This is a genomic window from Amycolatopsis acidiphila, assembly GCF_021391495.1.
In the GTDB taxonomy this organism is placed as follows: Bacteria; Actinomycetota; Actinomycetes; order Mycobacteriales; family Pseudonocardiaceae; genus Amycolatopsis_E; species Amycolatopsis_E acidiphila.
Genome location: NZ_CP090063.1, coordinates 2,527,171 through 2,551,641 on the forward strand (window position 1 = coordinate 2,527,171; position 24,471 = coordinate 2,551,641).

General features: G+C 71.5%; 26 protein-coding genes. 15 read left to right on the forward strand and 11 right to left on the reverse strand.

Going from position 1 to position 24,471, the window contains the following annotated elements; translation table 11 throughout:
* Nucleotides 1-12: 12 nt before the first annotated feature.
* On the reverse strand, nucleotides 13-672 hold the full coding sequence (locus LWP59_RS12270) for a TetR/AcrR family transcriptional regulator (protein WP_144633085.1): 660 nt from the start codon (nucleotides 670-672) through the stop codon (nucleotides 13-15).
* 195 nt (nucleotides 673-867) lie between these two features.
* On the opposite strand from LWP59_RS12270, the gene LWP59_RS12275 reads away from it, so the two are divergent.
* The 8 genes from LWP59_RS12275 to LWP59_RS12310 are packed head-to-tail and all read left to right on the forward strand — an operon-like array spanning nucleotide 868 to nucleotide 9,303.
* On the forward strand, nucleotides 868-1,134 hold the full coding sequence (locus LWP59_RS12275; protein WP_229857985.1) for a hypothetical protein: 267 nt from the start codon (nucleotides 868-870) through the stop codon (nucleotides 1,132-1,134).
* A gap of 16 nt (nucleotides 1,135-1,150) precedes the next feature.
* The gene (locus tag LWP59_RS12280) at nucleotides 1,151-3,181 is read left to right on the forward strand and encodes a hydantoinase/oxoprolinase family protein (RefSeq protein ID WP_144633088.1); all 2,031 of its coding nucleotides are present in this window, start codon (nucleotides 1,151-1,153) and stop codon (nucleotides 3,179-3,181) included.
* A 10-nt stretch (nucleotides 3,182-3,191) separates the two neighbouring features.
* Nucleotides 3,192-5,123 carry a hydantoinase B/oxoprolinase family protein gene (locus LWP59_RS12285; RefSeq protein WP_144633089.1) on the forward strand — a complete coding sequence of 644 codons (1,932 nt, stop codon included), beginning with the start codon at nucleotides 3,192-3,194 and terminating at the stop codon, nucleotides 5,121-5,123.
* A 10-nt stretch (nucleotides 5,124-5,133) separates the two neighbouring features.
* A complete protein-coding gene (locus LWP59_RS12290) occupies nucleotides 5,134-5,535 on the forward strand; it encodes a carboxymuconolactone decarboxylase family protein (RefSeq protein ID WP_144633091.1) in 402 nt (133 codons plus the stop codon).
* Nucleotides 5,532-6,275: an SDR family NAD(P)-dependent oxidoreductase gene (locus LWP59_RS12295; protein ID WP_229857989.1), complete on the forward strand. Its 744-nt coding sequence runs from the start codon at nucleotides 5,532-5,534 to the stop codon at nucleotides 6,273-6,275. The genes LWP59_RS12290 and LWP59_RS12295 overlap by 4 nt, the downstream gene beginning before the upstream one ends.
* Nucleotides 6,276-6,284: 9 nt before the next feature.
* Nucleotides 6,285-7,058 (forward strand): SDR family NAD(P)-dependent oxidoreductase, encoded by a 774-nt coding sequence (locus tag LWP59_RS12300; RefSeq protein ID WP_144633093.1) that lies wholly within the window; start codon nucleotides 6,285-6,287, stop codon nucleotides 7,056-7,058.
* Entirely contained in the window at nucleotides 7,058-8,569 is a 1,512-nt protein-coding gene (locus LWP59_RS12305) for an acyl-CoA synthetase (RefSeq protein ID WP_144633095.1), read from the forward strand. Before LWP59_RS12300 ends, LWP59_RS12305 begins: the two co-directional genes overlap by 1 nt.
* The gene (locus LWP59_RS12310) at nucleotides 8,566-9,303 is read left to right on the forward strand and encodes an SDR family NAD(P)-dependent oxidoreductase (protein ID WP_144633097.1); all 738 of its coding nucleotides are present in this window, start codon (nucleotides 8,566-8,568) and stop codon (nucleotides 9,301-9,303) included. Before LWP59_RS12305 ends, LWP59_RS12310 begins: the two co-directional genes overlap by 4 nt.
* Before the next feature lie 217 nt (nucleotides 9,304-9,520).
* On the opposite strand, the gene LWP59_RS12315 is transcribed toward LWP59_RS12310, so the two are convergent.
* Nucleotides 9,521-10,123, reverse strand: coding sequence for a hypothetical protein (locus LWP59_RS12315; protein WP_144633099.1), 603 nt, complete (start codon nucleotides 10,121-10,123; stop codon nucleotides 9,521-9,523).
* A 352-nt stretch (nucleotides 10,124-10,475) separates the two neighbouring features.
* Between LWP59_RS12315 and LWP59_RS12320 the strand changes: the two genes are divergently transcribed.
* A complete protein-coding gene (locus tag LWP59_RS12320; RefSeq protein WP_144633101.1) occupies nucleotides 10,476-11,225 on the forward strand; it encodes a hypothetical protein in 750 nt (249 codons plus the stop codon).
* A gap of 18 nt (nucleotides 11,226-11,243) precedes the next feature.
* Here LWP59_RS12320 and LWP59_RS12325 read toward each other — a convergent pair whose 3' ends face one another.
* Together LWP59_RS12325 and LWP59_RS12330 are read right to left on the reverse strand one after the other, a co-directional pair.
* Entirely contained in the window at nucleotides 11,244-11,897 is a 654-nt protein-coding gene (locus tag LWP59_RS12325) for a M15 family metallopeptidase (protein WP_144633103.1), read from the reverse strand.
* A 55-nt stretch (nucleotides 11,898-11,952) separates the two neighbouring features.
* On the reverse strand, nucleotides 11,953-12,201 hold the full coding sequence (locus LWP59_RS12330) for a hypothetical protein (RefSeq protein WP_144633105.1): 249 nt from the start codon (nucleotides 12,199-12,201) through the stop codon (nucleotides 11,953-11,955).
* A 235-nt stretch (nucleotides 12,202-12,436) separates the two neighbouring features.
* Between LWP59_RS12330 and LWP59_RS12335 the strand changes: the two genes are divergently transcribed.
* The 5 genes from LWP59_RS12335 to LWP59_RS12355 all read left to right on the forward strand — a co-directional run bounded on the left by LWP59_RS12335 (nucleotide 12,437) and on the right by LWP59_RS12355 (nucleotide 18,595).
* Nucleotides 12,437-13,450, forward strand: coding sequence for a LacI family DNA-binding transcriptional regulator (locus LWP59_RS12335; RefSeq protein WP_144633107.1), 1,014 nt, complete (start codon nucleotides 12,437-12,439; stop codon nucleotides 13,448-13,450).
* A gap of 67 nt (nucleotides 13,451-13,517) precedes the next feature.
* Nucleotides 13,518-14,822, forward strand: coding sequence for an ABC transporter substrate-binding protein (locus tag LWP59_RS12340; protein WP_144633109.1), 1,305 nt, complete (start codon nucleotides 13,518-13,520; stop codon nucleotides 14,820-14,822).
* Nucleotides 14,819-15,808, forward strand: coding sequence for a carbohydrate ABC transporter permease (locus LWP59_RS12345; protein ID WP_144633111.1), 990 nt, complete (start codon nucleotides 14,819-14,821; stop codon nucleotides 15,806-15,808). The genes LWP59_RS12340 and LWP59_RS12345 overlap by 4 nt, the downstream gene beginning before the upstream one ends.
* Entirely contained in the window at nucleotides 15,801-16,643 is an 843-nt protein-coding gene (locus LWP59_RS12350; protein WP_144633113.1) for a carbohydrate ABC transporter permease, read from the forward strand. The genes LWP59_RS12345 and LWP59_RS12350 overlap by 8 nt, the downstream gene beginning before the upstream one ends.
* Before the next feature lie 32 nt (nucleotides 16,644-16,675).
* Nucleotides 16,676-18,595: a cellulase family glycosylhydrolase gene (locus LWP59_RS12355; RefSeq protein ID WP_267967025.1), complete on the forward strand. Its 1,920-nt coding sequence runs from the start codon at nucleotides 16,676-16,678 to the stop codon at nucleotides 18,593-18,595.
* Here LWP59_RS12355 and LWP59_RS12360 read toward each other — a convergent pair.
* The 4 genes from LWP59_RS12360 to LWP59_RS12375 form a co-directional block, all read right to left on the reverse strand.
* Nucleotides 18,577-18,903, reverse strand: coding sequence for a GNAT family N-acetyltransferase (locus LWP59_RS12360; protein WP_144633117.1), 327 nt, complete (start codon nucleotides 18,901-18,903; stop codon nucleotides 18,577-18,579). The two genes, LWP59_RS12355 and LWP59_RS12360, sit on opposite strands and share 19 nt — an antisense overlap.
* Nucleotides 18,900-19,886, reverse strand: coding sequence for a pirin family protein (locus LWP59_RS12365; RefSeq protein WP_144633119.1), 987 nt, complete (start codon nucleotides 19,884-19,886; stop codon nucleotides 18,900-18,902). Before LWP59_RS12365 ends, LWP59_RS12360 begins: the two co-directional genes overlap by 4 nt.
* 84 nt (nucleotides 19,887-19,970) lie before the next feature.
* A complete protein-coding gene (locus LWP59_RS12370) occupies nucleotides 19,971-20,495 on the reverse strand; it encodes an MOSC domain-containing protein (RefSeq protein WP_229857992.1) in 525 nt (174 codons plus the stop codon).
* A 23-nt stretch (nucleotides 20,496-20,518) separates the two neighbouring features.
* Nucleotides 20,519-21,130: a LysE/ArgO family amino acid transporter gene (locus tag LWP59_RS12375; protein ID WP_144633123.1), complete on the reverse strand. Its 612-nt coding sequence runs from the start codon at nucleotides 21,128-21,130 to the stop codon at nucleotides 20,519-20,521.
* A gap of 69 nt (nucleotides 21,131-21,199) precedes the next feature.
* Here LWP59_RS12375 and LWP59_RS12380 point away from each other — a divergent pair, with 69 nt between their 5' ends.
* Nucleotides 21,200-22,090: a LysR family transcriptional regulator ArgP gene (locus LWP59_RS12380; protein ID WP_144633520.1), complete on the forward strand. Its 891-nt coding sequence runs from the start codon at nucleotides 21,200-21,202 to the stop codon at nucleotides 22,088-22,090.
* 120 nt (nucleotides 22,091-22,210) lie between these two features.
* Here LWP59_RS12380 and LWP59_RS12385 read toward each other — a convergent pair whose 3' ends face one another.
* From LWP59_RS12385 to LWP59_RS12395, 3 genes are all read right to left on the reverse strand, one after another.
* Nucleotides 22,211-22,849 (reverse strand): DJ-1/PfpI family protein, encoded by a 639-nt coding sequence (locus LWP59_RS12385; protein WP_144633125.1) that lies wholly within the window; start codon nucleotides 22,847-22,849, stop codon nucleotides 22,211-22,213.
* 22 nt (nucleotides 22,850-22,871) lie between these two features.
* Nucleotides 22,872-23,837: a GlxA family transcriptional regulator gene (locus LWP59_RS12390; RefSeq protein ID WP_144633127.1), complete on the reverse strand. Its 966-nt coding sequence runs from the start codon at nucleotides 23,835-23,837 to the stop codon at nucleotides 22,872-22,874.
* A 64-nt stretch (nucleotides 23,838-23,901) separates the two neighbouring features.
* On the reverse strand, nucleotides 23,902-24,462 hold the full coding sequence (locus LWP59_RS12395; protein ID WP_144633129.1) for a helix-turn-helix domain-containing protein: 561 nt from the start codon (nucleotides 24,460-24,462) through the stop codon (nucleotides 23,902-23,904).
* Nucleotides 24,463-24,471 lie beyond the last annotated feature (9 nt).

The following is a 24,471-nucleotide window of genomic DNA, read 5'->3' on the forward strand; positions in this document are numbered from 1 at the left end:
GTGGGTGCCGGACTAACCCGCCTCCCGGTCCCGGAACTCGCGGACCCGGTCCTCCAGGTCGTCCGCGTCGTAGCCGGGGCTCGAGAAGCCGGAAACGAGCGTGGCGCAGTACTCGCGCGAGAGGAACTCCGCGTCCCAGGGGCCGTCCGGGCGGGCCCACTGGTAGGTGTGGTTGTGCATGTTGAGGAACTGCAGCATCGCCAGCCGCGGGTCCAGCTTGCGGAACGCCCCGGTGTCCATCGCGGCGATCAGGAGGTCCTGGACGATCTTCTCGAACTCCCGCCGCTGCCGCAGCAGCCGCGAGCGGTTCGCGCCGCGCAGGTGGCGGTAGTCGTGCTCGTAGACCCAGATGTGGTCCAGCCGCGCCAGGATGATCTCCAGCAGCGTCTGCGACAGCAACCGCAGCCGCAGCACCGGCTCCTCCTCCAGGGCCGCGATCCGCCGGGCGGCGCTCAGCAGCGGGTGCAGCACCCGGTCCTGGATCTCGACGAGCAGGTTCTCCTTCGAGCCGATGTAGTAGTACAGCGCGCCCTTGGCCAGGCCCGCCACCTGGCCGATCTCGGCGATGCCCGTGGCCGCGTAGCCCTGGCGGGCGAACAGCACGGCGGCCTGGTCGATGATCTCCTGGCGCTTGATCTCGTAGCCCGGCCCGTGTCCCGGTGGTCTCGGCATGGCACAGCAGCCTATTCGCACCGGGGGCCCCGCGGGGAGCCGCCTGAGGAAAGTCCACTTCGGTCCGCGCCTTTCTCACCCGGTCCGGGCTTGTCAGCTCGCCACCCCGAGTCTTACAGTGCTTCCCGTCACCGTTTCGTAGACCGACTGGTACACGAAACTCGCCACCGGCACGACACAGTGGAGTGATGGCCCGTGAGTGATCAAGAAACCGCTGTCCCGCAAGGGCTTTCCGTGCCCCGGGAGCAGGTCTCCGAGGACGAGCTGCGTGCCCTGGGCGTCGATCTCGCCCGGGATTTCCCGGGCAGCACCGCCGCGGACTTCCGCCGTTACCCGGTGCTGTCCGAGGGTGGCTGGTTCCTCGCCGTCAAACACCAGAAGTCGCTCGTTTCGGTCGCCCGCGAGCCGTGGCAGCTGCTCGGCCCGATCACGCTGGCCTCAGACGGCCTCGACGTTTACTGAGAGAGGAGAACCACCGATGATCGGAGTAGACGTCGGCGGCACGTTCACGGACGTGGTGGCGATCGAGAACGGGGAGATCAAGACCGTCAAGGTGGCCACCGACGTGCGCACCACCGAACGCGGCGTGCTCAAGGGCGCCGAGGAGATCGGGGTCGGCGCCGCCGAGGTGTTCAACCACGCGAGCACGCACGGGCTCAACGCGATCATCACCCGGCGGCTGCCGAAGATCGCGTTCCTGACCACCGACGGCCACCGCGACATCCTCGACGTCGGCCGGACCTGGCGCCCCGTCGAAGGGCTCACCAACCCGGCGTGGCGCCGCTCCTACGGCGACGCCAACCGCCCGCTCGTCCCGCGCTACCTGCGCCGCGGCATCCGCGAACGGCTCACCGCCGACGGCGGCGTGCTCATCCCGCTCGACGAGGAGCAGACCCGCGCCGAACTGGCCGTGCTGCGCCGCTGCGGGGTCGAGGGCGTCGCCATCTGCCTGCTCAACGCGTACGTGAACGACCACCACGAGGAGCGGCTGCGCCAGCTCGTGCACGAGGAGCTCGGCCAGATCCCGGTGTCGATCTCGAGCGAGGTCTCGCCGCTGGCCAAGGAGTTCGCGCGCGCCTCCACCACCGTCATCGACGTGTTCATGCGCCTGATCTACGGCGAGTACACCGAACGCCTCGACAGCGGACTGCGGGAGCTGGGCTTCGGCGGCGACCTGAACTTCGCCGACTGCGCCGCCCAGCTGGTCCGCTCCGACGTGGCGATGGAGCACCCGTTCCGCATCGTGTTCGCCGGCCCCGCCGCGGGCACGGTGTCCAGCGCGCACTTCGGCGGCGTCATCGGCGCCGGCAACCTCCTGTGCGCCGACGTCGGCGGGACCTCGTGCGACATCAGCATGGTCACCGACGGCAACCCGTTCGTGAACACCACATTCGAGCTGGAACACGACCTGATCGTCAACGCGCTGTCCAACGAGGTCTCCAGCATCGGCGCCGGCGGCGGCAGCCTGGTCACGATCAGCCCCGCCGGTGAGCTCAAGGTCGGCCCCGGCAGCGCCGGCGCGGACCCGGGTCCCGCGTGCTACGGGATCGGCGGCACCCAGCCGACCACCACCGACACCTGCCTGCTGATGGGCATCATCGACCCGGACGGGTTCGCGGGCGGGCGGATGAAGCTCGACCCGGAGCTTTCGCGGCAGGCGTTCGAACAGCTCGACACGAAGCTCTCCTTCGAGCAGCGGGTGTCCTACGCGTTCAACATCGGCATCAACAACATCGCCGAAGGCGTCGTCAACATCGCGATCCAGCACGGCGTCGACCCGCGCGACTACAGCCTTGTCGCCTACGGCGCGGCGGGCCCGATGCTGCTGCCCGCGGTGCTGGACCTGGTGCACGCCGCGGAGGTCATCGTGCCACCGCACCCCGGCCTGTTCTCCGCGCTGGGCCTGGTCAGCTCGGACCTCGTCTACGCCGACAGCCGCAGCGCGTACACCCTGTTGTCCGCCGAGGCCGCCGAGTCGATCGACAAGGTCTACGCGTCGATGGAGCAGCGGTTGTCCGAGCGGCTGAAGGAGAAGGACCGCGGCAAGGTCACCTTCGTCCGCAGCTTCGACGGCAGGCTCGCCGGGCAGACCTGGGAGACCCCGTTCATCTCCGTGCCCGACGGTGAGATCACCGCCGAAGCCGTCGAGCGGATGGTCTCGAACTTCCACGACGCGTACGCCGAGCGCTCGGGCAACAGGTTCGAGGCGCTGCCGGTGCAGGGCGTGACCTACCGGGTCCAGGCCGTGGTGCACGCCGACAAGGTGGAGTACCCGGTGCTGCCCGAGCGGCCCGCGGGCGAACGCCCCGAGCCCACCCGCACGCTGACCATCCGGCACCTGAGCGAAACCGACCTCGAAGCCGCCGAGTACCAGCGCGCGGACCTGCGTGCCGGTGACGAGATCGCCGGTCCCGCCGTCATCCGCGAGCCCCTGTCCACGACGTTCCTCGTGCCGGGCCAGACCGCGCACGTCGGGGCGCACGGCGAGCTGCGCATCCGCAAGGCGTGAAGGGAAGACCATGACTGTTTCGCTGAAAGACCTCGACGACGCCCAGTTCGCCGAGCTGTACGGCGCCGACCGGTTCACCGCATCGGTGCTGGCCAGCCGGATGCGCTACATCGTCCAGCACATGTGCACCGGGCTGCTGAACAACGCGTTCTCGCTGATCCTGCGCGACTGGTACGACTTCGCCGCGACGATCTCCGGGCCGCCGGAGCAGAACTACCCGATGTCCTCGGTGAGCAACAGCCTCGCGATGTTCCTCGGTACCATGTCCGAGGCCGTGCGCAACACCATCGAGGAGTACGGCCCGGAAAACCTGCGCCCGGGCGACGTGGTGATCTGCAACGACCCCTACCGCGCGGGCAACCACGTCAACGACATCTGCTTCATCCGCCCGGTCTTCCAGGGTGAGCGGCTGATCTCGTTCGTCACGCTGCGCGCACACCAGCTGGACATGGGCGGCGTGGTGCCCGCCGGGTTCAGCGGGACCAAGCGCAACGTGTACGAGAACGGCCTGGTCATCGCGCCGACGCTGCTCTACCGCGACGACAAGCCGGTCAAGTCGGCGTTCAACCTCATCTTCGACAACGCCCGCTACTGCGCGCTGCTGCTGCCCGACATCAAGACGATCTACGCGAACCTGCTACTGGGCGAGCAGCTGATCACCGAGAGCGTCGAGCGCTACGGCATCGAGGCCTACCTCGGCGCGATCCGCTACAGCACCGACGTCTCCGCCGAGGCGATGCGCACGGCGCTGGCGGAGCTGCCCGACGGCGTGTACGAGGCCGAAGAGGGCATCGACTGCGACGGCATCGACGACTCCATCGAGTACCGGATCAAGGTGAAGATCACCAAGGCCGGGCCGCGGATGGAGCTGGACTTCAGCGGCACCTCGCCGCAGGCGCGCACCAGCATCAACGCCGGCATCCTCGACACCAAGACCGCCGTCGGCGTGGCGCTGAAGTTCCTCATCGACCCGGCGACACCGTTCACCTCCGGCGCCTACCGCGACATCGACATCGTGCTGCCGGCGGGCACGTTCATCAGTGCGACCCCGCCGGACGGGGCGGTGTTCCTGTACTGGGAGAGCACCGGCCCGGTGCTGCTCGCGGTGTTCCGCGCGCTGGAGAAGGCGTTGGGGCGCAAGGCCGTCGGCGGCGACTACGGGTCGCTGAACATCCACAACGCCAACGGTGTGCTCGAGGACGGCACCCCGTGGGTCACCACCGCCCAGTGCGGCGGCGAGCACGGGCCGTGGGGCGCCACCGAAGCCGGGGACGCGGACAGCTACTCCGTGGTGTACCAGGCGAACAACCTCGACCCGGCGACCGAGGCGATCGAGTCCGAGCTGCCCGCGGTGGTGCTGCGCAAGGAGTACGTGCCTGACAGCGGTGGCGCGGGCACGAACCGCGGCGGCGCGGCCGTCATGAAGGACACGCTGTACCTGACCGAGGCCGAGCACTGGTCGAGCCCGCTGCACACCAAGAGCGCCAGCGGCGTGGGCGTCTACGGCGGCCGCAGCGGCGGCCTGGGCGCCACCTGGGTCTTCCACTCGGACTACCTGGACGTGGTGCGCCGCAAGGACCTCATCGCGACCTCGGCCGACGTCTACGCCGGCGCGACGCCGGTCGCCGGGATGCTCGACCCGGAGAGCAAGTGCGTGGACCCGGACGGCGAGTACTTCTACTTCGCCAGTACTCCGGTGTGGCACACCAAGCCGCACGCGGTCTTCCGCTATCTCACCAACGGCGGCGGCGGTTGGGGCAGGCCGACCGACCGCGACCCCGAGCGCGTGAAGAACGACGTCCGCGACGAGTACGTGACCGTCGAAGGCGCCTACCGCGACTACGGCGTCGTCGTCACCGGCGACCCGCGCACCGATCCCGAGGGCCTGCGGGTGGACCTCGCCGCCACCGAGAAGCGCCGCGCCGAGCTGGCCGCGCAGTAAGGAGAATCGAGTGTCCTCTGTGGAGCTGACCGAGGAGCAGCGGCAGCTGCGGGAGCGGTTCGTCGGCGAGCGCGGGTACTGGAACCAGTTCTGGGAGGGGCTGCTCAGCCTCGACCAGGAGTTCTTCGAGGCCTACCTGAACTTCTCGGCCGTGCCCTGGCGCAAGGGCGTGCTGGAGCCCAAGATCCGCGAGCTGATCTACACCGCGATCGACGCCTCCACCACCCACCTGTACGAGCCCGGCCTGCGCCAGCACATCCGCAACGCGCTGGGCTACGGGGCGACGAAGGAGGAGATCATGGAGGTGCTGGAGCTGACGAGCGTGCTCGGCATCCACACCTGCACCCTCGGCGTCCCGGTGCTGATGGAGGAGCTGGCCGCGCACGAGCAGCGCAACGGCTCGTCGGCGTGACCGGGACGCTGGACGCGGGCGGGCCCGCCGGGATGCGCGGCGAACGTGCCGTCGTCACCGGCGCCGCCCGCGGCATCGGCGCCCGCATCGCCATCGAGCTGGCGCGGGCCGGCGCCGAGGTGACCGTGGTGGACGTGCGCGACCCCGCCGAGACGGTGGCGGCGATCGAGGCCGAGGGCGGGCAGGCGTGCGGGCGCACGCTCGACGTGACCGACCGGGCGGCGGTGCACGAGGCGTTCGCCGCCCTGCCCGCGCTCGACGTCCTGGTGACCTCGGCGGCGGTCTACGGCGAGACGGTGTCCATCGACGAGCTCGAAGAGTCCGAAGTGGACCTGGTGCTCGGGGTGAACGTCAAGGGCACCCTGTGGTCGATCCGCGCCGCGCTGCCGTTGCTGCGCCGCGCCGGCGGCCGGGTCGTGTGCATCGGCTCGGTCGCCGGGAAGGTCGGCGGCGTGCTCGCCGGCCCGCACTACGTGGCCAGCAAGGGCGCCGTGCACGCGGTCGTCAAATGGCTCGCCAAGACCGAGGCGGCGCACGGCATCACGGCCAACGGCGTCGCGCCCGGCGTGGTGGACACCGAGATGGTGGCCGGGCGCGGGTACCGGCCGGACTACTGCCCGCTCGGCCGGCTCGCCCGGCCCGAGGAGATCGCGCGGGTGGCGGCGTTCCTCGCCTCGCCCGCGGCCAGCTACATGACCGGCGCCGTGGTGGACGTCAACGGCGGCTATGCGATGGGGTGAGGAGAGACCATGGACTGCGCTGTGATCACGGGCGCGGGCTCCGGCATCGGGCAGGCGTGCGCGCTGCGGCTGGCGGAGAACGGCTTCACCGTGGCGCTGCTCGACGTGCGGGACACCGCGGACACGCGGAAGCTCGTCGAGGAACGTGGCGGCTCGGCGGTGGAGTTCGCCGTGGACGTCACTGACGACCACGCGGTGGCGGACGTCGTGGGACGGCTGCCCGGTGAGCCCCGCGTGCTGGTCAACGCCGCGGGGATCATCGTCCGCAAGAAGCTGCTCGAGTCGAGCGTCGAGGAGTGGCGGCGGGTGCTCGACGTCAACCTCACCGGGTACTTCATCCTGCTGCGGCACGTGATACCGGCGATGGCCGCCGCGGGAGGCGGCTCCATCGTGCAGATCGCCTCGATCGCCGGGCACACCGGCTACGGCTTCTCCTCCTACACCGCGGCGAAGGGCGGGGTGCTCGCCCTGACCCGCCAGCTCGCGGCGGAGCTGGCCGAGCAGGGGATCCGGATCAACTCGGTCAGCCCCGGCGTTGTCCACAGTGGACTGAACCGGGACACCCTCGGCAACGAGGTGATCCGCTCGGCGACCGAGGACAACATCCCGCTCGGCCGGATCGGCGAGCCGGACGACATCGCACGCGTCGTCGCGTTCCTCGCCGGCCCGGGCGCCGGGTTCGTCACCGGCACCGACCTGGTGGCCGACGGCGGCATGATCAGCACGATCCACTGGGGCAAGGCGGGCAGCGAGCTGCACAGCTTCCACACGAGGGAGGGCTGATGCTCAACTTCGCCGGCATCCTCGACCACAACCTCGGCCGTTACCCGGACAAGACCGTGCTCGCGCAGGGGGAGCGGCGGCTGTCGAACCGCGAGCTCTTCGCCCGGGTCAACGCCCTCGCCGCCGGGTTCCGCGAGCTGGGGATCGGGCGCGGCGACATCGTCGCGCTGCTGCTGTACAACCACGTGGAGTTCGTCGAGGCGGTCTTCGCGCTCAACCGGGTCGGCGCGGCGTTCCTGCCGCTGAACTACCGGCTCTCGCCGTCGGAGTGGGAGTTCATCCTGTCCCACGCCGAGGCCACCGCGATCCTCACCGAGCCCGAGTTCGCCGGTGCCGTCGAGGGAATCCCGGTGCGCCACAAGCTTCTGCTCGGTGCCGAACGCGACGGCTGGCTCGCGTACGACGACCTGCTCTCGCGGCACCTCGGCGAAGAGGTGCCGGTCGAGCAGGTGGGCCCCGACGACCTGCAGCGGCTGATGTACACCTCCGGCACCACGTCGCGCCCGAAGGGGGTGCGGATCACCCACACCAACCTGCTCTACAAGAACCTCGGCCACCTCGTCGAGTTCGGCATCACCAGCGCCGACACGACGCTCGTGTGCGGGCCGCTCTACCACGTCGGCGGCCTGGACCTGCCCGGTCTGGGCACCCTGCACGCGGGCGGCGGGCTGGTCCTGCTGCGGAAGTTCGACGCGCGGGCGGTGCTCGACACCATCGAGCGCGAGCGCCCGACGAACGTCTGGCTCGCGCCCTCGATGATGAACGCCCTGCTGCAGCAGCCGGACGTGGTGCGGCGGGACACGTCGTCCATCCGGTTCATCATCGGCGGCGGGGAGAAGATGCCGGTCCCGCTCGTGGAACGCATCCGCTCGGCGTTCCCGTCCGCGTGGTTCGCCGATGCCTACGGGCTCACCGAAACGGTCTCCGGGGACACCTTCAACGACGCCGAGCACATGCTCGCGAAGGTCGGCTCGGTCGGCAGGCCCGTGGTGCACCTGCGGGTGCGCATCGTGGACGAGCTGGGCGCCGAGGTCCCGCCCGGACAGCTCGGCGAGATCACGCTGTCCGGGCCGAAGGTGTTCGCCGGGTACTGGCGCGACGCCGAGGCGACCGCGAAAGCCTTGCGGGACGGCTGGTTCCACACCGGCGACATCGGCCGCGTCGACGAGGACGGCTACCTGTACGTGGAGGACCGCAAGAAGGACATGATCGTCTCCGGCGGCGAGAACATCGCCACCCCCGAGGTCGAACGGGTGCTGTACGAGCATCCCGAGGTCGTCGAGGCCGCGGTGGTCGGCATGCCGCACGAACGGTGGGGCGAGGTGCCCAAGGCGTTCGTCGTGCTGCGGCCGGGTTCCGCGCTCACGGCGGAGGAGCTGACGGCGTTCTGCCGGGAGCGGCTGGCGAAGTTCAAGGTCCCGGCGGAGGTCCGGTTCCTCGGCGAGCTGCCGCGTACCCCGTCGGGCAAGGTGCTCAAACGCGACCTGCGCACGCTGCCGGTGATCGCGTGACGGGGTTCGACCTCACCGGCAGGACGGCGTGGGTCACCGGCGCAGGCAAGGGACTGGGGCGCGCCATGGCCGTCGCGCTCGCCGCCGCCGGGGCCACCGTGGCCGTCACCTCCCGCACCCGCGCGGATCTGGAGTCGCTGGCCGCCGAGCTGGGGGAGGGCACGATCGTGCTGCCCGGTTCGGTGGCCGAGCCGGGGTTCGCCGAGGCGTGCGTGGAGCGGATCGGCCGGGTGGACGTGCTGGTCAACTGTGCGGGGATCAGCCCGACGTTCAAGCGCAGCGAGACGGTGTCCGACGAGGAGTGGCAGCAGGTGCTGCGGGTGAACCTCGACGGCACCTGGTTCTGCAGCCGGGCCGCCGGACGCCGGATGCTCGAGCAGGGTGGCGGCAGCATCGTCAACGTCTCGTCGGTGCACGCCGCGACCGGCTTCGACCGGATCGCGGCCTACGCGGCCAGCAAGGGCGGGGTCGAGGCCCTGACGCGCGTGCTGGCGGTCGAATGGGCGGGGCGCGGCGTGCGCGTGAACGCGTTGGCGCCGGGGTATTTCGCCACCGACCTGTCGGACGGACTGATGCAGAGCCGCTGGGGCGAGGTCATCCGCGGGGCGATCCCGCAGGGCCGGATCGGCGAGGCGGGCGAACTGGCCGGCGCGGTGGTCTTCCTGGCCGCCGACGCGTCGTCGTACGTCACCGGAACGACGTTGTATGTGGACGGTGGGTGGACCGCGCGGTAGTCGCCCGGGCTCGTCCCTTTCACCCGGTCGGGTGGTCCTGGCGGGCAGCCGTCACGGCTCGGGCGTTCGTGCCTCTTCCTGGTCAGGCACCAGGCGCGGCGGCGACACGACGTCGGTGTGTGCCTGGGCGTGCCAGGCCGGACGCGCAGCCCCCCGAGCGACCGGCCCGGCACGCCCCGCCATTCTCGCTGGTCACCGCCTCGACGGCCAGGGTTTCTCAGCCGAACGGGCGGAACGGTTCCCCGGCGTCGGCCGGGTTCTGCAGCAGGCGCGCGAAGGTGTCGATCAGGATGAACGGCGGCTCGCTCGTCGCCGGGATCTGCCGGATCGCCGGGTACACCTCCTCGTCGAGGACCACCGGCTGGGAGGTCTGCAGCAGCGTCGGCTCCTCGTCGGCGTCGAGCGTGAGCACGACGGCCGTCCGGTCCACCAGCCGCATGATCGTCGTGCCCGTGGTGCCGCTGTTCGGCGCGCGGAACCGCGCGCCGGTACCGACGTAGAAGCCCCGCAGATCCGGGTCGACGCGCTGCCACCGGTCGTCCGCGTCGGGGACCAGCCGCGGGTCGCCCGCCGCCGCGAGCTCCTCGCGCACCTCGTCGACCACCTGCCGGACCGGGGCGGCGGCGTCCACCGGCTCGATCACCTCGTAGAGCAGGAAGCGGGACTCGCCGGGCGCGGGCGGCAGCAGGAACAGGTGCAGCAGGGTGAAGTGCTCGTCCGCCGCGCGGGTCGTCTCGATCAGCTGCCGCACGATGAGGCCACGCAGCCGGGCCGCCCGCTCCTCGTCCATTTCGGCCAGGGTCGGCGCGAGTGACCTCACGACTCGGCTCCGCGGGCCTCGGCGGGCGCCACGTGGGAGCGGTGGGATGATCGCACACCCGCACCCTACAAAGGCGCCATTGCGCACTCCCGGCGACCGGTCGCCGCTCGCGTGACGCTGGTCACACTCGGTTGAGGGATGATCGCTTCTGGGCACTCGAAGCGTGCTTTCCCGGTCGGCGCCGTCCAGCAGGGCGCGGCGCGGCCGGCTGGACCGAGGAGGAAGGATGCGCGCAGCGATGGGGGCGGCCGCGGGAGCAGCGCTGATGGCGACCGGTCTGGTCGTGGCGGCCTGTTCGAGTGGTGGAACCACCGCCCCACCTGCGGCTCAGACCGAAAATTCACCCGATCAGGTGGTAGCGGCCGCTTACTCGAAGACGACCGACGCCCACACGGCGAAGACCACGATGTCGACCCAGCTGGGCATGGGCGGCCAGTCGCTGCCGATCACCGCATCCGGCGTCGTCGACTTCACCGGGAAGGCCGCGCAGCTCACCGAGACCCTTCCGGCCAACGCGGGGACCATGGAGACCAGGTTCGTCAACGGGATGGTGTACCTGCAGCTGCCGGGGCAGCTCGGGGCACAGCTGGCCGGTGGCAAGCCCTGGGTCTCGCTCGACCTGAACAAGATCGCGCAGCAGCAGTACGGCGCGTCGCTGAGCGAGCTGCAGGGCTCGATGCCCTCGGATCCGACGGACGCGCTGGGGTACCTGCGGGGCGCGAGCGACCAGGTGCGCGAGATCGGGCCGGACACTGTGGACGGTGCCCCGACGAAGCACTACGACGTGACGATCGACCTGGACAAGGCCACGGCGGGCCGGCCGGCGCAGGCGCAGCAGGCCACCCAGAAGCTGGAGCAGCAGCTGGGCACGCACACCCTGCCGGCGCAGGTGTGGATCGACGACCAGGGGCGGCTGCGCAAGATCATGCTGGACGAGAGGGCGACCCCGCCGAGCACGGCAGGCAGCACGGCGACGCCCGGGCCTGTCTCGGTGTCGCTGACCGAGACGTTCAGCGACTTCGGCACCCCGGTGAACGTCACCGCCCCGCCCGCGGACCAGACCGCGGACATCACCGACAAGCTGGGCGCCGCCGGCCACTGAGCTGCCCCGGGGCGGGTCTCAGGCGACCGGCGGGGTGACGGCCGAGTAGCGGGTCTCCCGGGTGCCGGTCACGTGCGCCCAGTAGCGCTCACCGTAGGACCAGTGCCACCACTCCGTGGGGTAGTTCACCAGGCCCGCCCCGGTCAGCGCCGCCACCAGCAGGTCCCGGTTGCGCCGGGCTTCCGCCGGAATGCCCGTCGCGGCGGTGAAGCAGGCGCCGGCGCTGGCCTCCGGGTTCGCGTTGACCGCGGTGCCCAGGTCCAGTGCCGCGCCGTCGCCGGTGGCGAGCGTCAGGTCCACGGCGCCGCCGGTGCAGTGCGGCGCGACCTCCGGTGGCGAGACGAACTTGCTCGCCTCGACGTGCAGTCGCTCGTCCGTCCACTTCGGATACATCGCGCGCAGTTCCTCGCGGTACTCCGCGAAATACCGCTGTTGTAGCTTCGGTGGCCGGTAGCACTCGATGACCAGCAGCCGCACGCCGTCCGGTAAGGCCGCCTGAGCGGCGAGCAGCCGGTCCAGGACCCCGCTTCGCGCCAGGGCGTAGGCGCCGAGTGGATCGGCGGCGTGCGCTCCGAGGCGGAGCCCGGGGACCTCGCGGAGATCGACGAGTGGTTCCCCGTTCTCCCCGGCGGAGATGGCGGCGATCAGTGGGTCGGACAGCAGGACGGTCATGATCACATCCTGCCGGGTCCGGGATCAGCGCGGCGTGCGCCGATCCCGGCCGCGATCAGGAACCTCGACCGCTCGCGCAGCGGTCGGGCGACCCGTTGTCCAGCACCTGCTGGACCGGAACCTGGACGAGGGGGACCGTGAGGTTGCTCCGGCACAACGCCGGAGGTATGTCGAGGTGGCGCATGGCGTCCACGCCGTCCATCGTCACCGGTGTGATCCCCTGCGCCGACGCCTGGCCGCCGGAGGCGAACCCGCCGAGCACCACGCCGGCGCCCATCGCGATGAGGCCGAATCTCCTGAGCACACGAACTCCTTGCTGCAGACACTTCCCGGACGGGCAGAAAATAGTGCCCTTCGGGCGTTCGGTCCGCTTCTGTCAGTCGTCCGGGTCACCCTCCCAGGAAAACCCCAGGACGGTTTCACCCGCTCGGCTGACGGCTGACGGCTCGGCCGGGGAGGCGCGGCCTGTCTTCCGGTACGAGCTGCGGCGGGGCTAGTGTGTTAACCGGTTCAGCACAGGAAACCACCCAGGGGGGCGGATGAAACGCCCGACGATCGCCGACATCGCGAAGGCCGCGGGAGTGTCCAAGGGTGCGGTGTCCTACGCGCTCAACGGGCGCCCCGGCGTCGCGGAGACGACCCGGCGGCGCATCCTCGACATCGCCGAGGGGCTGGGCTGGGCGCCGAGCAGCGCCGCGCGGGCGCTGTCCGACGGGCGCGCGGGCGCGATCGGGCTGATCGTGGACCGGCCGGCCCGCGTGCTCGGCGTCGAGCCGTACTTCATGCAGCTGATCGCCGGGATCCAGAACGCGCTCGCCGACGGCCCGTTCGCCCTGCTGCTCCAGGTCTCCGACAACCAGGAGGCCGAGCTGGCGACCTACCGGCGGTGGTGGGCCGAGCGCCGCGTCGACGGCGTGCTCGTGGTCGACCTGCGGGTGGACGACCCGCGCACCCCGCTGCTGCAGGAGATCGGGCTGCCCGCGGTGGTGGTCGGCGGCCCCGAGGGGCGCGGCGGGCTGCCGTGCGTGTGGACCGACGACGGCACCGCCGTGACGGAGGTGCTCGAGTACCTCGCCGCGCTCGGGCACCGCAGCGTCGTGCGCGTCGCGGGGCCCGCCGAGTTCGTGCACACGCGGGTCCGCTCGGCGGCCTTCGACGCCACCGCGGAACGGCTGGGCCTGGCCGGGGCCCGCACCGTGTACACCGACTACTCCGACGAGGCGGGCGCGGTCGTCGCCCGCCGGGTGCTCGCCGCGGCCGACGCGCCGACCGCGATGGTGTTCGACAACGACGTGATGGCGGTGGCCGCGCTCGGCGTCGCGCAGGAGCTCGGCCTGCCGGTGCCCGACCGGCTTTCCCTGGTGGCGTGGGACGACTCCGCGCTCTGCCGGCTCGTCCGGCCCGCGCTGACCGCGGTCAGCAGGCCCATCCCGGCGCACGGCGAGGCCGCCGTGCGGCTCCTGCTCGACCTGCTCGCCGGTGGCGAGGTACGCGACGTACGCACAGGGCAGCCCACGCTGGTCCCCCGGGCAAGTACCGGTCGCGGACATTGACAGCTTAACCGGTTAACTGACACCTTGTGATGCACATCACCGCCACCGAACCCCACCGGGAGCGATCGTGAGGTCATCGAGGACCACGGCCGTGCTGGCCGTACTGCTGCTCGTTTTCGGGATCACCGCCTGCGGGTCGGGCTCGTCGTCGTCGGACGGCAAGACCCTGACCTACTGGGCGAGCAACCAGGCGAGCAGCCTGGACGCCGACCGGCAGATCCTGCAGCCGGAGCTGGCCAAGTTCGAGCAGCAGACCGGCATCCACGTGAACCTGGAGGTCATCTCCTGGCCCGACCTGCTCAACCGGATCCTCGCCGCCACCACGAGTGGTGAGGGCCCGGACGTGGTCAACATCGGCAACACCTGGTCCGCGTCCCTGCAGGCGACCGGCGCGCTGCAGCCGTTCGACGACGCGACGCTGGCGAAGGTCGGCGGCAAGGACAAGTTCCTGGCCAGCAGCATGGCGGCGACCGGCGCGCCCGGCCAGCCACCGGCCGCGGTCCCGCTCTACGGCCTGGCGTACGGCTTGTTCTACAACAAGAAGCTCTTCGCCGACGCCGGTGTCGCGCCGCCGAAGACGTGGCAGGACCTGGTCGCGGTCGCGCACCGGCTCACCGACCCCGGCAAAGGCCAGTGGGGCGTCGGGCTCGAGGGCGCGAGCTACACCGAGGGCGCGCACTTCGCGTTCATGTTCGGCAGGCAGCACGGCGCGCAGCTGTTCGTCAACGGCGAGCCCGGGTTCGACACACCGCAGATGGTCGCCGGGGTCAGCCAGTACGTCGACCTGCTCACCGGCGGCGTGGTCAACCCCAGCGACGCCGAGCACGAGAACGACACCGAGATGCTCCGGGACTTCGCGGCAGGCAAGTCCGCGATGATCATGGTGCAGAACTACGCGACCGCCGCGCTGAAGACGGACGGCATGGACGAGAGCCAGTACGGCGTGGTCCCGATCCCGGTGCCCGACCCGCTGCCGGCGGGTGGCGCGAAGGTGTCCAGCCACGTCGCCGGGATCGACATCGCCGCCTTCGCCAACAGCAAGAACCCCGACGGCGCGTTGAAGCTGATCGACTTCATGACCGGTGTGGACGAGCAGAAGGTGCTCAACGGCAAGCTCGGCTCGCTGCCCGTGGTCACCCAGGCCTACCAGGACCCGCAGTTCCAGACGCCACTCATCGCGACCTTCCGCGGCGTGCTGGCCGACGCCGCCGAGTCGATGCCGATGATCGCGCAGGAGTCGCAGTTCGAGACGCTCATCGGTACCTCGGTCAAGGAGCTGCTCGCGCAGGCGGCCGGTGGCACCAAGATCGACGCCGCCGCGGTGCAGGCGAAGCTGACCGCCGCGAACGAGCAGATGCGCACGGGCGGATGAGCCTGCCCGCCACCCAGCGGCGCGGCCGGGTCGGCGGTCCGCCGGACGATCCGCCGCGGCGGGCTCGCACCCGCCGGCGGCGGATCCCGGCGAAGCGCTGGTTCCCCTACGTGCTGCTCGTTCCCGCGCTGCTCGCCGAGCTGGCGGTGCACGTGATCCCGATGCTCGTCGGGGTCTGGATGAGCGTCCAGCAGGTCAACCAGTTCACGCTGCGGAACTGGACAAGGGCGCCGTTCATCGGGCTGGACAACTTCGCGCTCGCCGCACGGCTGAGCTCCCCGGCCGGGCAGCAGCTGCTGCGCTCGTTCACGACGACCGTCGTGTTCACGGTGCTGGTCGTGGTGTTGTGCTGGCTGCTCGGCCTGGCCGCCGCGGTCGCGCTGCAGAAGCCGTTCCCCGGCCGCGGGGTGCTGCGGACGCTGTTCCTGGTGCCGTTCGCGCTGCCGGTGTTCACCGCGGTGATCACCTGGCGGTTCATGCTGCAGCGCGACACCGGGCTGGTGAACCGGGTGCTGGTGGACGGGCTGGGCCTGTTCGACGACAAGCCGTTCTGGCTGGTCGGGCCGAACAGCTTCGTCAGCCTGGTGGTCGTGATGGTCTGGCGGGTGTGGCCGTACGCGTTCCTGACCATCACCGCGGGCCTGCAGAGCATCCCGGACGAGCTGTACGAAGTGGCCGAAATGGACGGTGCCGGGCCGTGGCAGCAGCTGCGCCGGGTGACCCTGCCGATGCTGCGGCCGGTGAACCGGGTGCTGTTGCTGGTGCTGTTCCTGTGGAGCTTCAACGACTTCACCGTGCCGTACACGCTGTTCGGTGCGGCGGCGCCGCCGGACGCGGACGTGCTGTCCGTGCACATCTACCAGTCCTCGTTCGTCACCTGGAACTTCGGGCTCGGCTCGGCGATGTCCGTGCTGGTGCTGGCGTTCCTGCTGGTGGCGTCGGCGATCTACATGCTGTTCTCGGGACGGAGGGCCGAGCATGCGTGACGGGGTCGGCGTGCGGGTAGCCCGGATCACCGTGATCGTGGTGCTGACGGTGTTCACCGTCGTGCCGCTGTACGTGATGCTGGTGTCGTCGGTGAAGCCGCTGCGGGACGTGCAGGGCGCGTTCACACTGCTGCCCTCGGCCGTGACGGTCCAGCCGTTCATCGACATGTGGCGGACGGTGCCGCTGGCGCAGTACTTCGTCAACAGCGTGTGGGTCTCCCTCGGCGCCAGTGTGTGCTCGGTGCTCATCGCGATCCTGGCCGCGTACGCGCTGAGCCGCTACCGGTTCCGTGGCCGGGGCGGCTTCCTGACGATGGTGCTCTCGACGCAGATGTTCCCGGGCATCCTGTTCCTGCTGCCGCTGTTCCTCATCTACGTCAACCTCGACCGCGCTGCCGGGACCTCGTTGTTCGGCAGCAGGTTCGGGCTCATCATCACGTACCTGACGTTCGCGCTGCCGTTCTCGATCTGGCTGCTGGTCGGGTACTTCGACTCGATCCCGCGCGAGCTGGACGAGGCCGCGCTCGTCGACGGCGCGAGCCCGCTGGGCGCGCTGGTGCGGGTCGTGCTCCCGGCGGCGCTGCCCGGGGTGGCGGCGGTGACGATCTACGCGTTCATGACGGCCTGGACGGAGGTGCTGTTCGCCTCGGTGCTCACCACGACCGAGACCCGCACGCTCGCGGTCGGGCTGCGCAGCTACGCCACCCAGTCCAATGTGTACTGGAACCAGGTGATGGCCGCGTCGCTGGTGGTCAGTCTACCGGTGGTCGCCGGGTTCCTGCTGTTGCAGAAGGCGCTCGTGCGCGGGCTCACCGCCGGCGCGGTCAAGGCTTGAGAGGAGCCGTGGTGCACCGCAGCTTTCGTTTCGTGCAGGCCGGGGGAGCACCGGTGAGCTGGCTGGGCGCGAACTTCTGGTCGCGCACCGGCGGACCGCGGATGTGGCATCGCTACGACCGCGCGGTCGTGCGGGAGGAGCTGCGCGTCCTCGCCGGGCACGGGCTGAACATGACCCGCTCGTTCTTCTTCTGGCCGGACTTCATGCCCGAGCCGGACCGCCTGGACGAGGACTGCGTCCAGGCCTACGCCGACTTCCTCGACGCACACGAGGAGCTGGGGCTCGGCACCATCCCCACGTTCCTCGTCGGGCACATGTCGGGCGCGAACTTCGACCCGCCGTGGCGGGCGGGGCGCGACCTGTACACCGACGTCTGGCTGGTGGCGCGGCAGGCGTGGTACATCGAGCGGCTGACCCGCCGCTTCGCCGGGCATCCGGCCGTCGTCGGCTGGCTGATCAGCAACGAGATGCCGATCTACGGCGATCCGTCCACTCAGGACCCGGTCACCAGCTGGGCGACGCTGATGGTGCAGGCGGTGCGCGCAGGCGGTGGCACGCAACCGGTTTCGGTCGGCGACGGGGCCTGGGGTGCGGAGGTCACCGGCGTGCACAACGGGTTCTCGGTGCGGGACCTGGCGGCGTTCACCGACTTCGTCGGACCGCACGTCTATCCGATGGGCGACGACCCGGTCCGCCAGCAGTACACCGCGGCGTTCAACTGCGAGCTGGCGGGCGCGTTCGGCCTGCCCGTGGTGCTCGAGGAGTTCGGGCTGTCCTCGGACTTCGCCGCACCGGAGCACGCCGCGCGGTACTACCGGCAGGTGCTGCACACGAGCCTGCTGGCCGGCGCCACTGGCTGGATCGCCTGGAACAACACCGACTTCGACGACCTCGCAGGCGAGGACCCGTACCGGCACCACCCGTTCGAACTGCACTTCGGCCTCACCACGACCGACGGCACGCCGAAGCCGCAGCTGGGTGAGCTGGCCGCGTTCGCGAAGACGGTGGCCGACCTCGATCTCCCGAGGTGTCACCGCGAGCCCGCGCAGGCCGCCCTGGTGGTGCCCGAGCACTTCGAAGGCGCGATCCCGATCAGCGACCCGGTGGACAACAAGTTCCCGTACGCGGTACTGCGCCAGGCCTACGTGAGCGCGAAGCTGGCCGACATCCCGGTGGGCCTTACGCGCGAGCGGGACGGCATCGACGAGGACTGCGCACTGTACGTCGTACCGTCCACAAAGGAGCTGACCGCGCCCACCTGGCGTCGGCTGGAGCAGCTGGCCGAGGCGGGCGCGGTGGTCTACGTGTCGTACTGCCACGGCGAAAGCGCTTTCCAGCGCGGCCCCTGGTACGCCGGGCTCAACACGGTGTTCGGGGTCGAGCACCAGCTGCGGTACGGGCTCGCCGACCGCATCGAGGACGACGAGGTGCGGCTGACGTTCGCCGAGGGGTTCGGCGAGCTCGCCGCGGGCAGCACGCTCACCTTCCCCGTGGCGGGGAACGAGCACAGCCGGTCGTACCTGCCGGTCCGGCCGGTGTCGGCGCAGGTGCTGGCGACCGACCGGCAGGGCAGGCCCGCGCTGCTGCGTAGGCGGACCGGGAGCGGCGCGATCCTGCTGTGCACGTACCCGCTCGAGCACATGACCGACCGCACGGCCGAGGTGAACCCGAACGACCTCCAGGTGCTCTACGACGCCCTGGCCGACTTCGCCGGTCTGCGGCGGCCGCTCACCGTCGCCGATCCGGCGGTGAGCGCCGAGGTCCTCGCACACGACGACGGCCGCCGGTTCGTGTTCCTGCTCGGGCACGGCGACGAGCCGGTCACCGTGAAGCCGCGGGCCGCCGGGCGGCTGGTCGAACCGGACGGCCGGGCCGAGGTGCGGGAGGTCTCCCTGGCGCCCGGCGGGGTCCGGGTCCTGCTGCTGGAGGAGTCTCAGCCGAGCGTCTCGTAGAGCCAGTTCCGGGTCTCGGCCGTGGCCGGGTCGGCGAGGTCGGCCTGGTCAGGGTGCTTGTGCAGGAACGCGGCCACCAGCGGGCACACCGCGACGACCCGCTTCCCGGCGGCACGGATGTCGGCCAGCGCCTCGGTGACCAGGACGTTGCTCAGGCCCTGTCCGCCGAACGCCTGCTCGATCTCCGTGTGGTAGAGAACCCGCTGGTCCCCGCGGTCGGCGTAGGCGGCGAGGCCCGCGAACTCGCCGTCGACGCTGATCTCGTACCGGCTCTTCTCGTCGTTGCGGCGGACCGCGGTGTCGCTCATCGATGGCCTTCCGTGGGGTTGCGGCGTGGGGTGAGGCGGGCGCGGGGGAGCGCGGGCGCGGGCAGCCTCCCCGGCGTGCCGGCATAGCCCTCGACGTCCCCGAACTGCTCGGACTCCGCCTCCCATGCCTCGCGGAACGCGGCGATCTCGTCGTGGCTGCGACCCACGAAGTTCCACCACATGACGATCTCCTCGGTGAACGGCGTACCGCCCAGCACGAGCACCCGGGTCGGACTGTCCCCGGTGTTGGCCAGCTCGACCCGGCGCGCGCCGGGTGCGAGGTAGGCCAGGTCGCCGGTCGCCAGGGCGGTGCCCGCGACCGTGATGGCGCCGATGTCCTGCAGGACGCCGTGCTCGAACGCGGGGTCGACGTCGAGCGCGAGGCGCGCGCCCGGGTCCAGCACCAGCTCGGCACCCAGCAGGGGAGTGAACGTCGGCACCGGGGAGGTCGCCCCGGCGAGGCTGCCGAGGAACACGCGGGCCGACGCGCCGGGCAGCGCGAGCCGCGGCGGGGCGTGGTGGCGGAAGTCGCGGGCGGTGTGCCGGTGCTCGTCCGGCAGCGCGATCCACAGCTGCACGCCGTGCAGCGTGGTCGTTTCCGGCGTGGAGACCTCGGAGTGCGCGATGCCGTGCCCGCCGGTCATCAGGTTGAGCTCGCCGGGGCGGACCATGGCGTGCGAGCCGAGGCTGTCGCGGTGCTCGATCTCGCCGCTGAACAACCAGCTCGCGGTCTGCAGGCCGGTGTGCGGATGCGGGCCCACGTCCATGCCGCCGGTGCCGGCGACGTCCTGCGGCCCGTAGTGGTCGGCGAAGCACCAGGCGCCGATGAGGGAGCGCTGCCGCTGGGGCAGCGTGCGGCGCACCCGCATCGCGCGGGGACCGCCCAGCGGCACGTCCCGCGGGGCGAGGACGGTGACGCCGGGCGCCGTGCCGGGCCGGTCCTGGCAGACCAGTTCCCCAGGTGCCGCTTCCAGGTTGCTCATCTCGCCGCCATTCTGCCAGCCCCGGGCTGCGGTGTGCCGGATCCGCGCGGCAGAGCCACCGGGCTGCCGAGCCTGCGCCGCGGCTCAGCCTTCGACGTCGAGGGTGGCTTTGCCGAGCCGGAGCGTCCCGTCGTCGAGGGGAACGCAGCGAACCCCGCCGTGCCCTCGCAGCGCGCGGAACGCACCCGGCGCGAGCACGGTGTCCATCCAGGCGCAGGGGTGCGCCGGGCGGCGCGCGCGGAAGCGGACCGGGCCGTCGCCGGAGTCGAGGCTGAAGACCGCGCCGTCGCGGCCCCGGCGGGCGGCCAGCTCGTCGACCGGGTAGCCGCGCAGCACGATGTTGCGGCGGACCAGGAGCGGATCGGGAACCGCGTCCAGGCCGAGCGTCGTGGCGACCTCGTCGAGGGACTCGGCGGCGAACAGCGTCACCGCCGCGTTGCGGTGGGCGGGATGGTTGAAGTACCGGTCCCCGGCCAGGCCGAGGCCGGCACGGACCACGACGTGCTCCCGCGCGACCGGCGCCGGGTCGGGCCGCGGGCCGTCGGCGGGCCTGCCCTCGAAGGCGTGCACGGACGAGACGAGCAGGGCCACGATCTCGACGGTGCGCACCCCGGGCACCATACGGCGGCGGGTCAGGTTCCGGCGAGCAGCAGCCCGCCGACCGTGACCATCGTCGCCGCGACCAGTCCGTCGAGGACCCGCCACGAGGCCGGGCGTGCGAAGAACCCCGTGAGCAGGCGTGCGCCGAAGCCGAGCGCGGCGAACCAGCACACGCTGGCCAGGACGGCGCCGAGCGCGAAGTCCCAGCGCTGCGCGCCGTGCGTCGCGGCCACCGAACCGAGCAGCAGCACGGTGTCGAGGTAGACGTGCGGGTTGAGCCAGGTGATCGTGAGGCACGTCAGTGCCGCGCTGCGCCGCGATCCCGCCGTGCCGTCTTCGACCGTGAGCGCGGCGGGCTTGCACAGCCGGCGCGCCGCGAGGACGCCGTAGCCGATCAGGAACACCCCGCCGACCAGCCCGACCACCGTCACGGCCGTCGGCCGCGCCCGCACCACCGAGCCGACGCCCGCGACGCCGAGGGCGATGAGCACCGCGTCGGAGGCGGCGCAGATCGCCACCACCAGCGGCACCGCCTCGCGCCGGATGCCTTGGCGCAGCACGAAAGCGTTCTGGGCGCCGATGGCGACGATGAGCGAGAGACCCGTGCCGAACCCGGCGGCCGCGGCGAGCGGAGCTGTTGTCACACCCTCGACGCTACGAACTTCGATGTCAACAGTCCAGCTAAGGATTCTTACGTATCATTAGCGCTTGTGATGTTCCCCCTGGATCAGCTCCGCACCTTGCTCGCCGTGGTCGACGAGGGCACGTTCGACGCGGCCGCGGCCGTCCTGCACGTGACACCGTCCGCGGTGAGCCAGCGGGTGAAGGCGCTGGAGCAGGGGACCGGGCGCGTGCTGCTGCTGCGCACGAAACCGGCGCGGCTCACCGAGTCCGGCCAGGTCGTGGTCCGGCTCGCCCGGCAGCTGGCGCAGCTGGACCGGGACGCGCGGGTGGAGCTGGGGATGGCGCACAGCGGCGAACCGGCGACGCTGCCGATCGCGGTGAACGCCGACTCCCTCGCGACGTGGTTCCTGCCCGTGCTCACCGGGGTGCCCGCCGAGCTGCGGATCTGCTTCGAGCTGCACCGCGAGGACCAGGACCACACCACCACGCTGCTGCGGGAGGGGCTGGTGATGGCGGCGGTCACCTCGTCGCCGGACCCGGTGCAGGGCTGCTCGGTCAGCCCGCTCGGCGGGATGCGGTACCTGCCCGTGGCGAGCCCGGGTTTCGTGGCGCGGTGGCTGGACAGGCCGCTGCGCAAGGCGGTCGGCGAGGTGCCGGTGGTGGTGTTCGACCGGCACGACGATCTGCAGGACCGGTTCGCCAGGGCGCTCACCCGAGGGCGGGACGCGGGCCCGCTGCGGCATCTCGTGCCGTCGTCGGAGGGGTTCGTCGACGCGGTGGTGGCCGGCCTCGGCTGGGGTCTGGTGCCCGCGGCGCAGGCCGCGCCGCGGCTGGAGTCGGGGACGCTGGTGCTGCTCGACCCCCGCCGCGCGATCGACGTGCCGCTGTACTGGCAGCAGTGGAAGCTCGACTCGCCCGCCCTGGCCGCCACGGCGGCGGCCGTCGCCGAGGCGGCGAAGGAGGCGCTGGATCGGCGCTGACCTGCGTCGGCGAGGTGGATCCGCCGGTCGGCACCTGCGTCAGCTCGTCGACCTCGGGCTGTGGTGGCCGAGACGGCCGGGCGGAGCTCGGAGCCGGCGAAGTGTGCCGTCCTGACGGACCTACGCGCGGGTCTGCGCGTACTCCGCCACGCGGGCCATGACCTCCGCGGAGACCCGGCTCGGATGGCCGGCGTCGAAGGGCGGCTGGGGGTCGTACTCGATCATGACCTGTGCGCTCTTCGCGGCGGTCTCGTCGGCCAGCAGCTCGACAAAGCGGATCGCCATGTCGATGCCCGAGGACACGCCCGCCGCGGTGATCAGCCGCCGGTCCAGGTGCTCCACGACCCGCTGCGTGACCGGCTCCGCGCCCAGTTTCGCCAGCAGGTCCGGCACGGACCAGTGCGTGGTGGCCGTGAGCCCGTCGAGCAGCCCCGCCGCGGCCAGCACCAACGAACCCGTGCACACCGACGTCGTGAACCGCGTTCCCGGGTAGGTGGCGCGCGCCCAGTCCACGACCGGCCCGCCGTCCAGGAACGCCCGCGTGCCGGCGCCGCCCGGGACCACGACGACGTCCGGCTGCGGCACCTCCTCGAACGTCGCGTCCACGGTGAGGCCGAGGAACCCGTTCTCGGTGCGGACCTCTCCGCGCCGCTCGCCCACGAACACGAGGTCCAGGAACGGCACGCGCTGCAACACCTCGTACGGGCCGATGGCGTCGAGCGCGGTCATCCGGGGAAACGCCGCGATGGCGACCTGCATGGTGGTTCCCTTCGTCGAACGGTCAGGACAGGGCGGCGAAATGCCGCCGGTAATGGTCGGGTGGCACGCCGAGCCGGCGCAGGAAGGCGCGGCGCATCGTCTCGGCGGTACCGAAGCCGCACCGTGTGGCGACGACGGGGACGGGCACCGGCTCGGACTCCAGCAGCCGCCGGGCGGCGTCGACGCGCACCCGCTCGACGTAGTCGCCCGGCGGGCAGCCGAGCGACCGGGCGAACTCCCGGCTGAAGTGCCGCTCGCTCATGCCGGCGTGCGCGGCGAGTGCGGGCACCCGAAGGTCGGCCTCCGGGCTGGCGTGGATGAGGTCCTGCGCCACGCGGATCGCGGGTTTGCGCGCCGGGTCCGTCCACACCGGACCGGCGAACTGGCTCTGTCCGCCCGGCCTGCGCAGGAACACGACCAGCTCGCGGGCGATGTGCTGGGCGACCTCGACGCCGTGGTCGGCCTCGACCAGCGCGAGGGCGAGGTCGATCCCCGCTGTGACGCCCGCCGCGGTCCACACGCGACCCTGGCGCAGGTAGATCGGATCGGCCCGCACGTCGACGTTCGGATAGCGCGCGGCGAGCCGTGGCGCGTGGCGCCAGTGCGTGGTGGCGGACAGCCCGTCGAGCAGCCCGGCCGCGGCGAGCGGGAAGGCGCCCGTGCAGACGGAGACGACGCGTGCCGACCGTGGCGCGGCCCGCCGCAGCCATTCGACGACCGGGTCGTCCGGTCTCATGTCCCGGGCGCCGAGGCCACCGGGCACGAGCAGGGTGCCGATCGCGCCGGATGCGGGCAGCGGCCCGTCCGGCACGAGCTTCAGCCCGCTCTCGGCGGTGACGAACTCCGAGCCGGCGGCGACCAGCGACACGGTGTAGGCCCGCGAGCGGCCGAGCAGCTGCGTCGCACCCATGAGCGCCTCGTACGGCCCCGTGACGTCGAGGGGCTGCACGCCGTGGAAAATCGGGATGAGGACCTGGTGTACGGGCACTTCCTCAGGCTCGCACCGGGTGGAGGTGGCCGCAATGACAGGTATCCCACCTATTCGGCCATCGTCAGGAACGCTTGGCGATCGCCACGAGGTAGCGGCAGGGCTCCGTCGTCGCGTTGCGGAACACGCAGGGCGCGGGTGAGCCGAGCTGGAGGCAGTCGCCGGTGTCCAGCTCGTGCACCTCGTCGCCCTCGTGGAAGGTCAGCCTGCCGTCGAGAACCCAGATCTGCTGGTGGATGAAGGCGTAGGTGTCGGCGGCGAGCGGGACGCGGGCACCGGGCGGCAGCTCGACCTCGATGAGTTCGAGCGGACCCCCGGCAGGCGGGGAGACGGGCCTGCGGCGGTACCCGGTGTCCGGGTCGGCCCAGACCTCCTGGTCGGCGGCGCGGGAAAGGCGGCGCGGATCGCCTTCCGCGTGGGAGATCAGCTCGGACAGGGTCAGGCCCAGCGTGCCGGAGAGCCGGGCGAGGAGTGCGGCGGTCGGCTGGACCTCGCCGCGTTCGATCTTGCCGATCATGGCGCGGGAGACGCCCGAGCTCTCGGCGAGCGCGGTCACGGACAGGCCGCGCGCGACGCGCGTGGTCCGCACCGTGTGGGCCAACCGTTCGGTGAAAAGAGCGGCCATTATGTGATC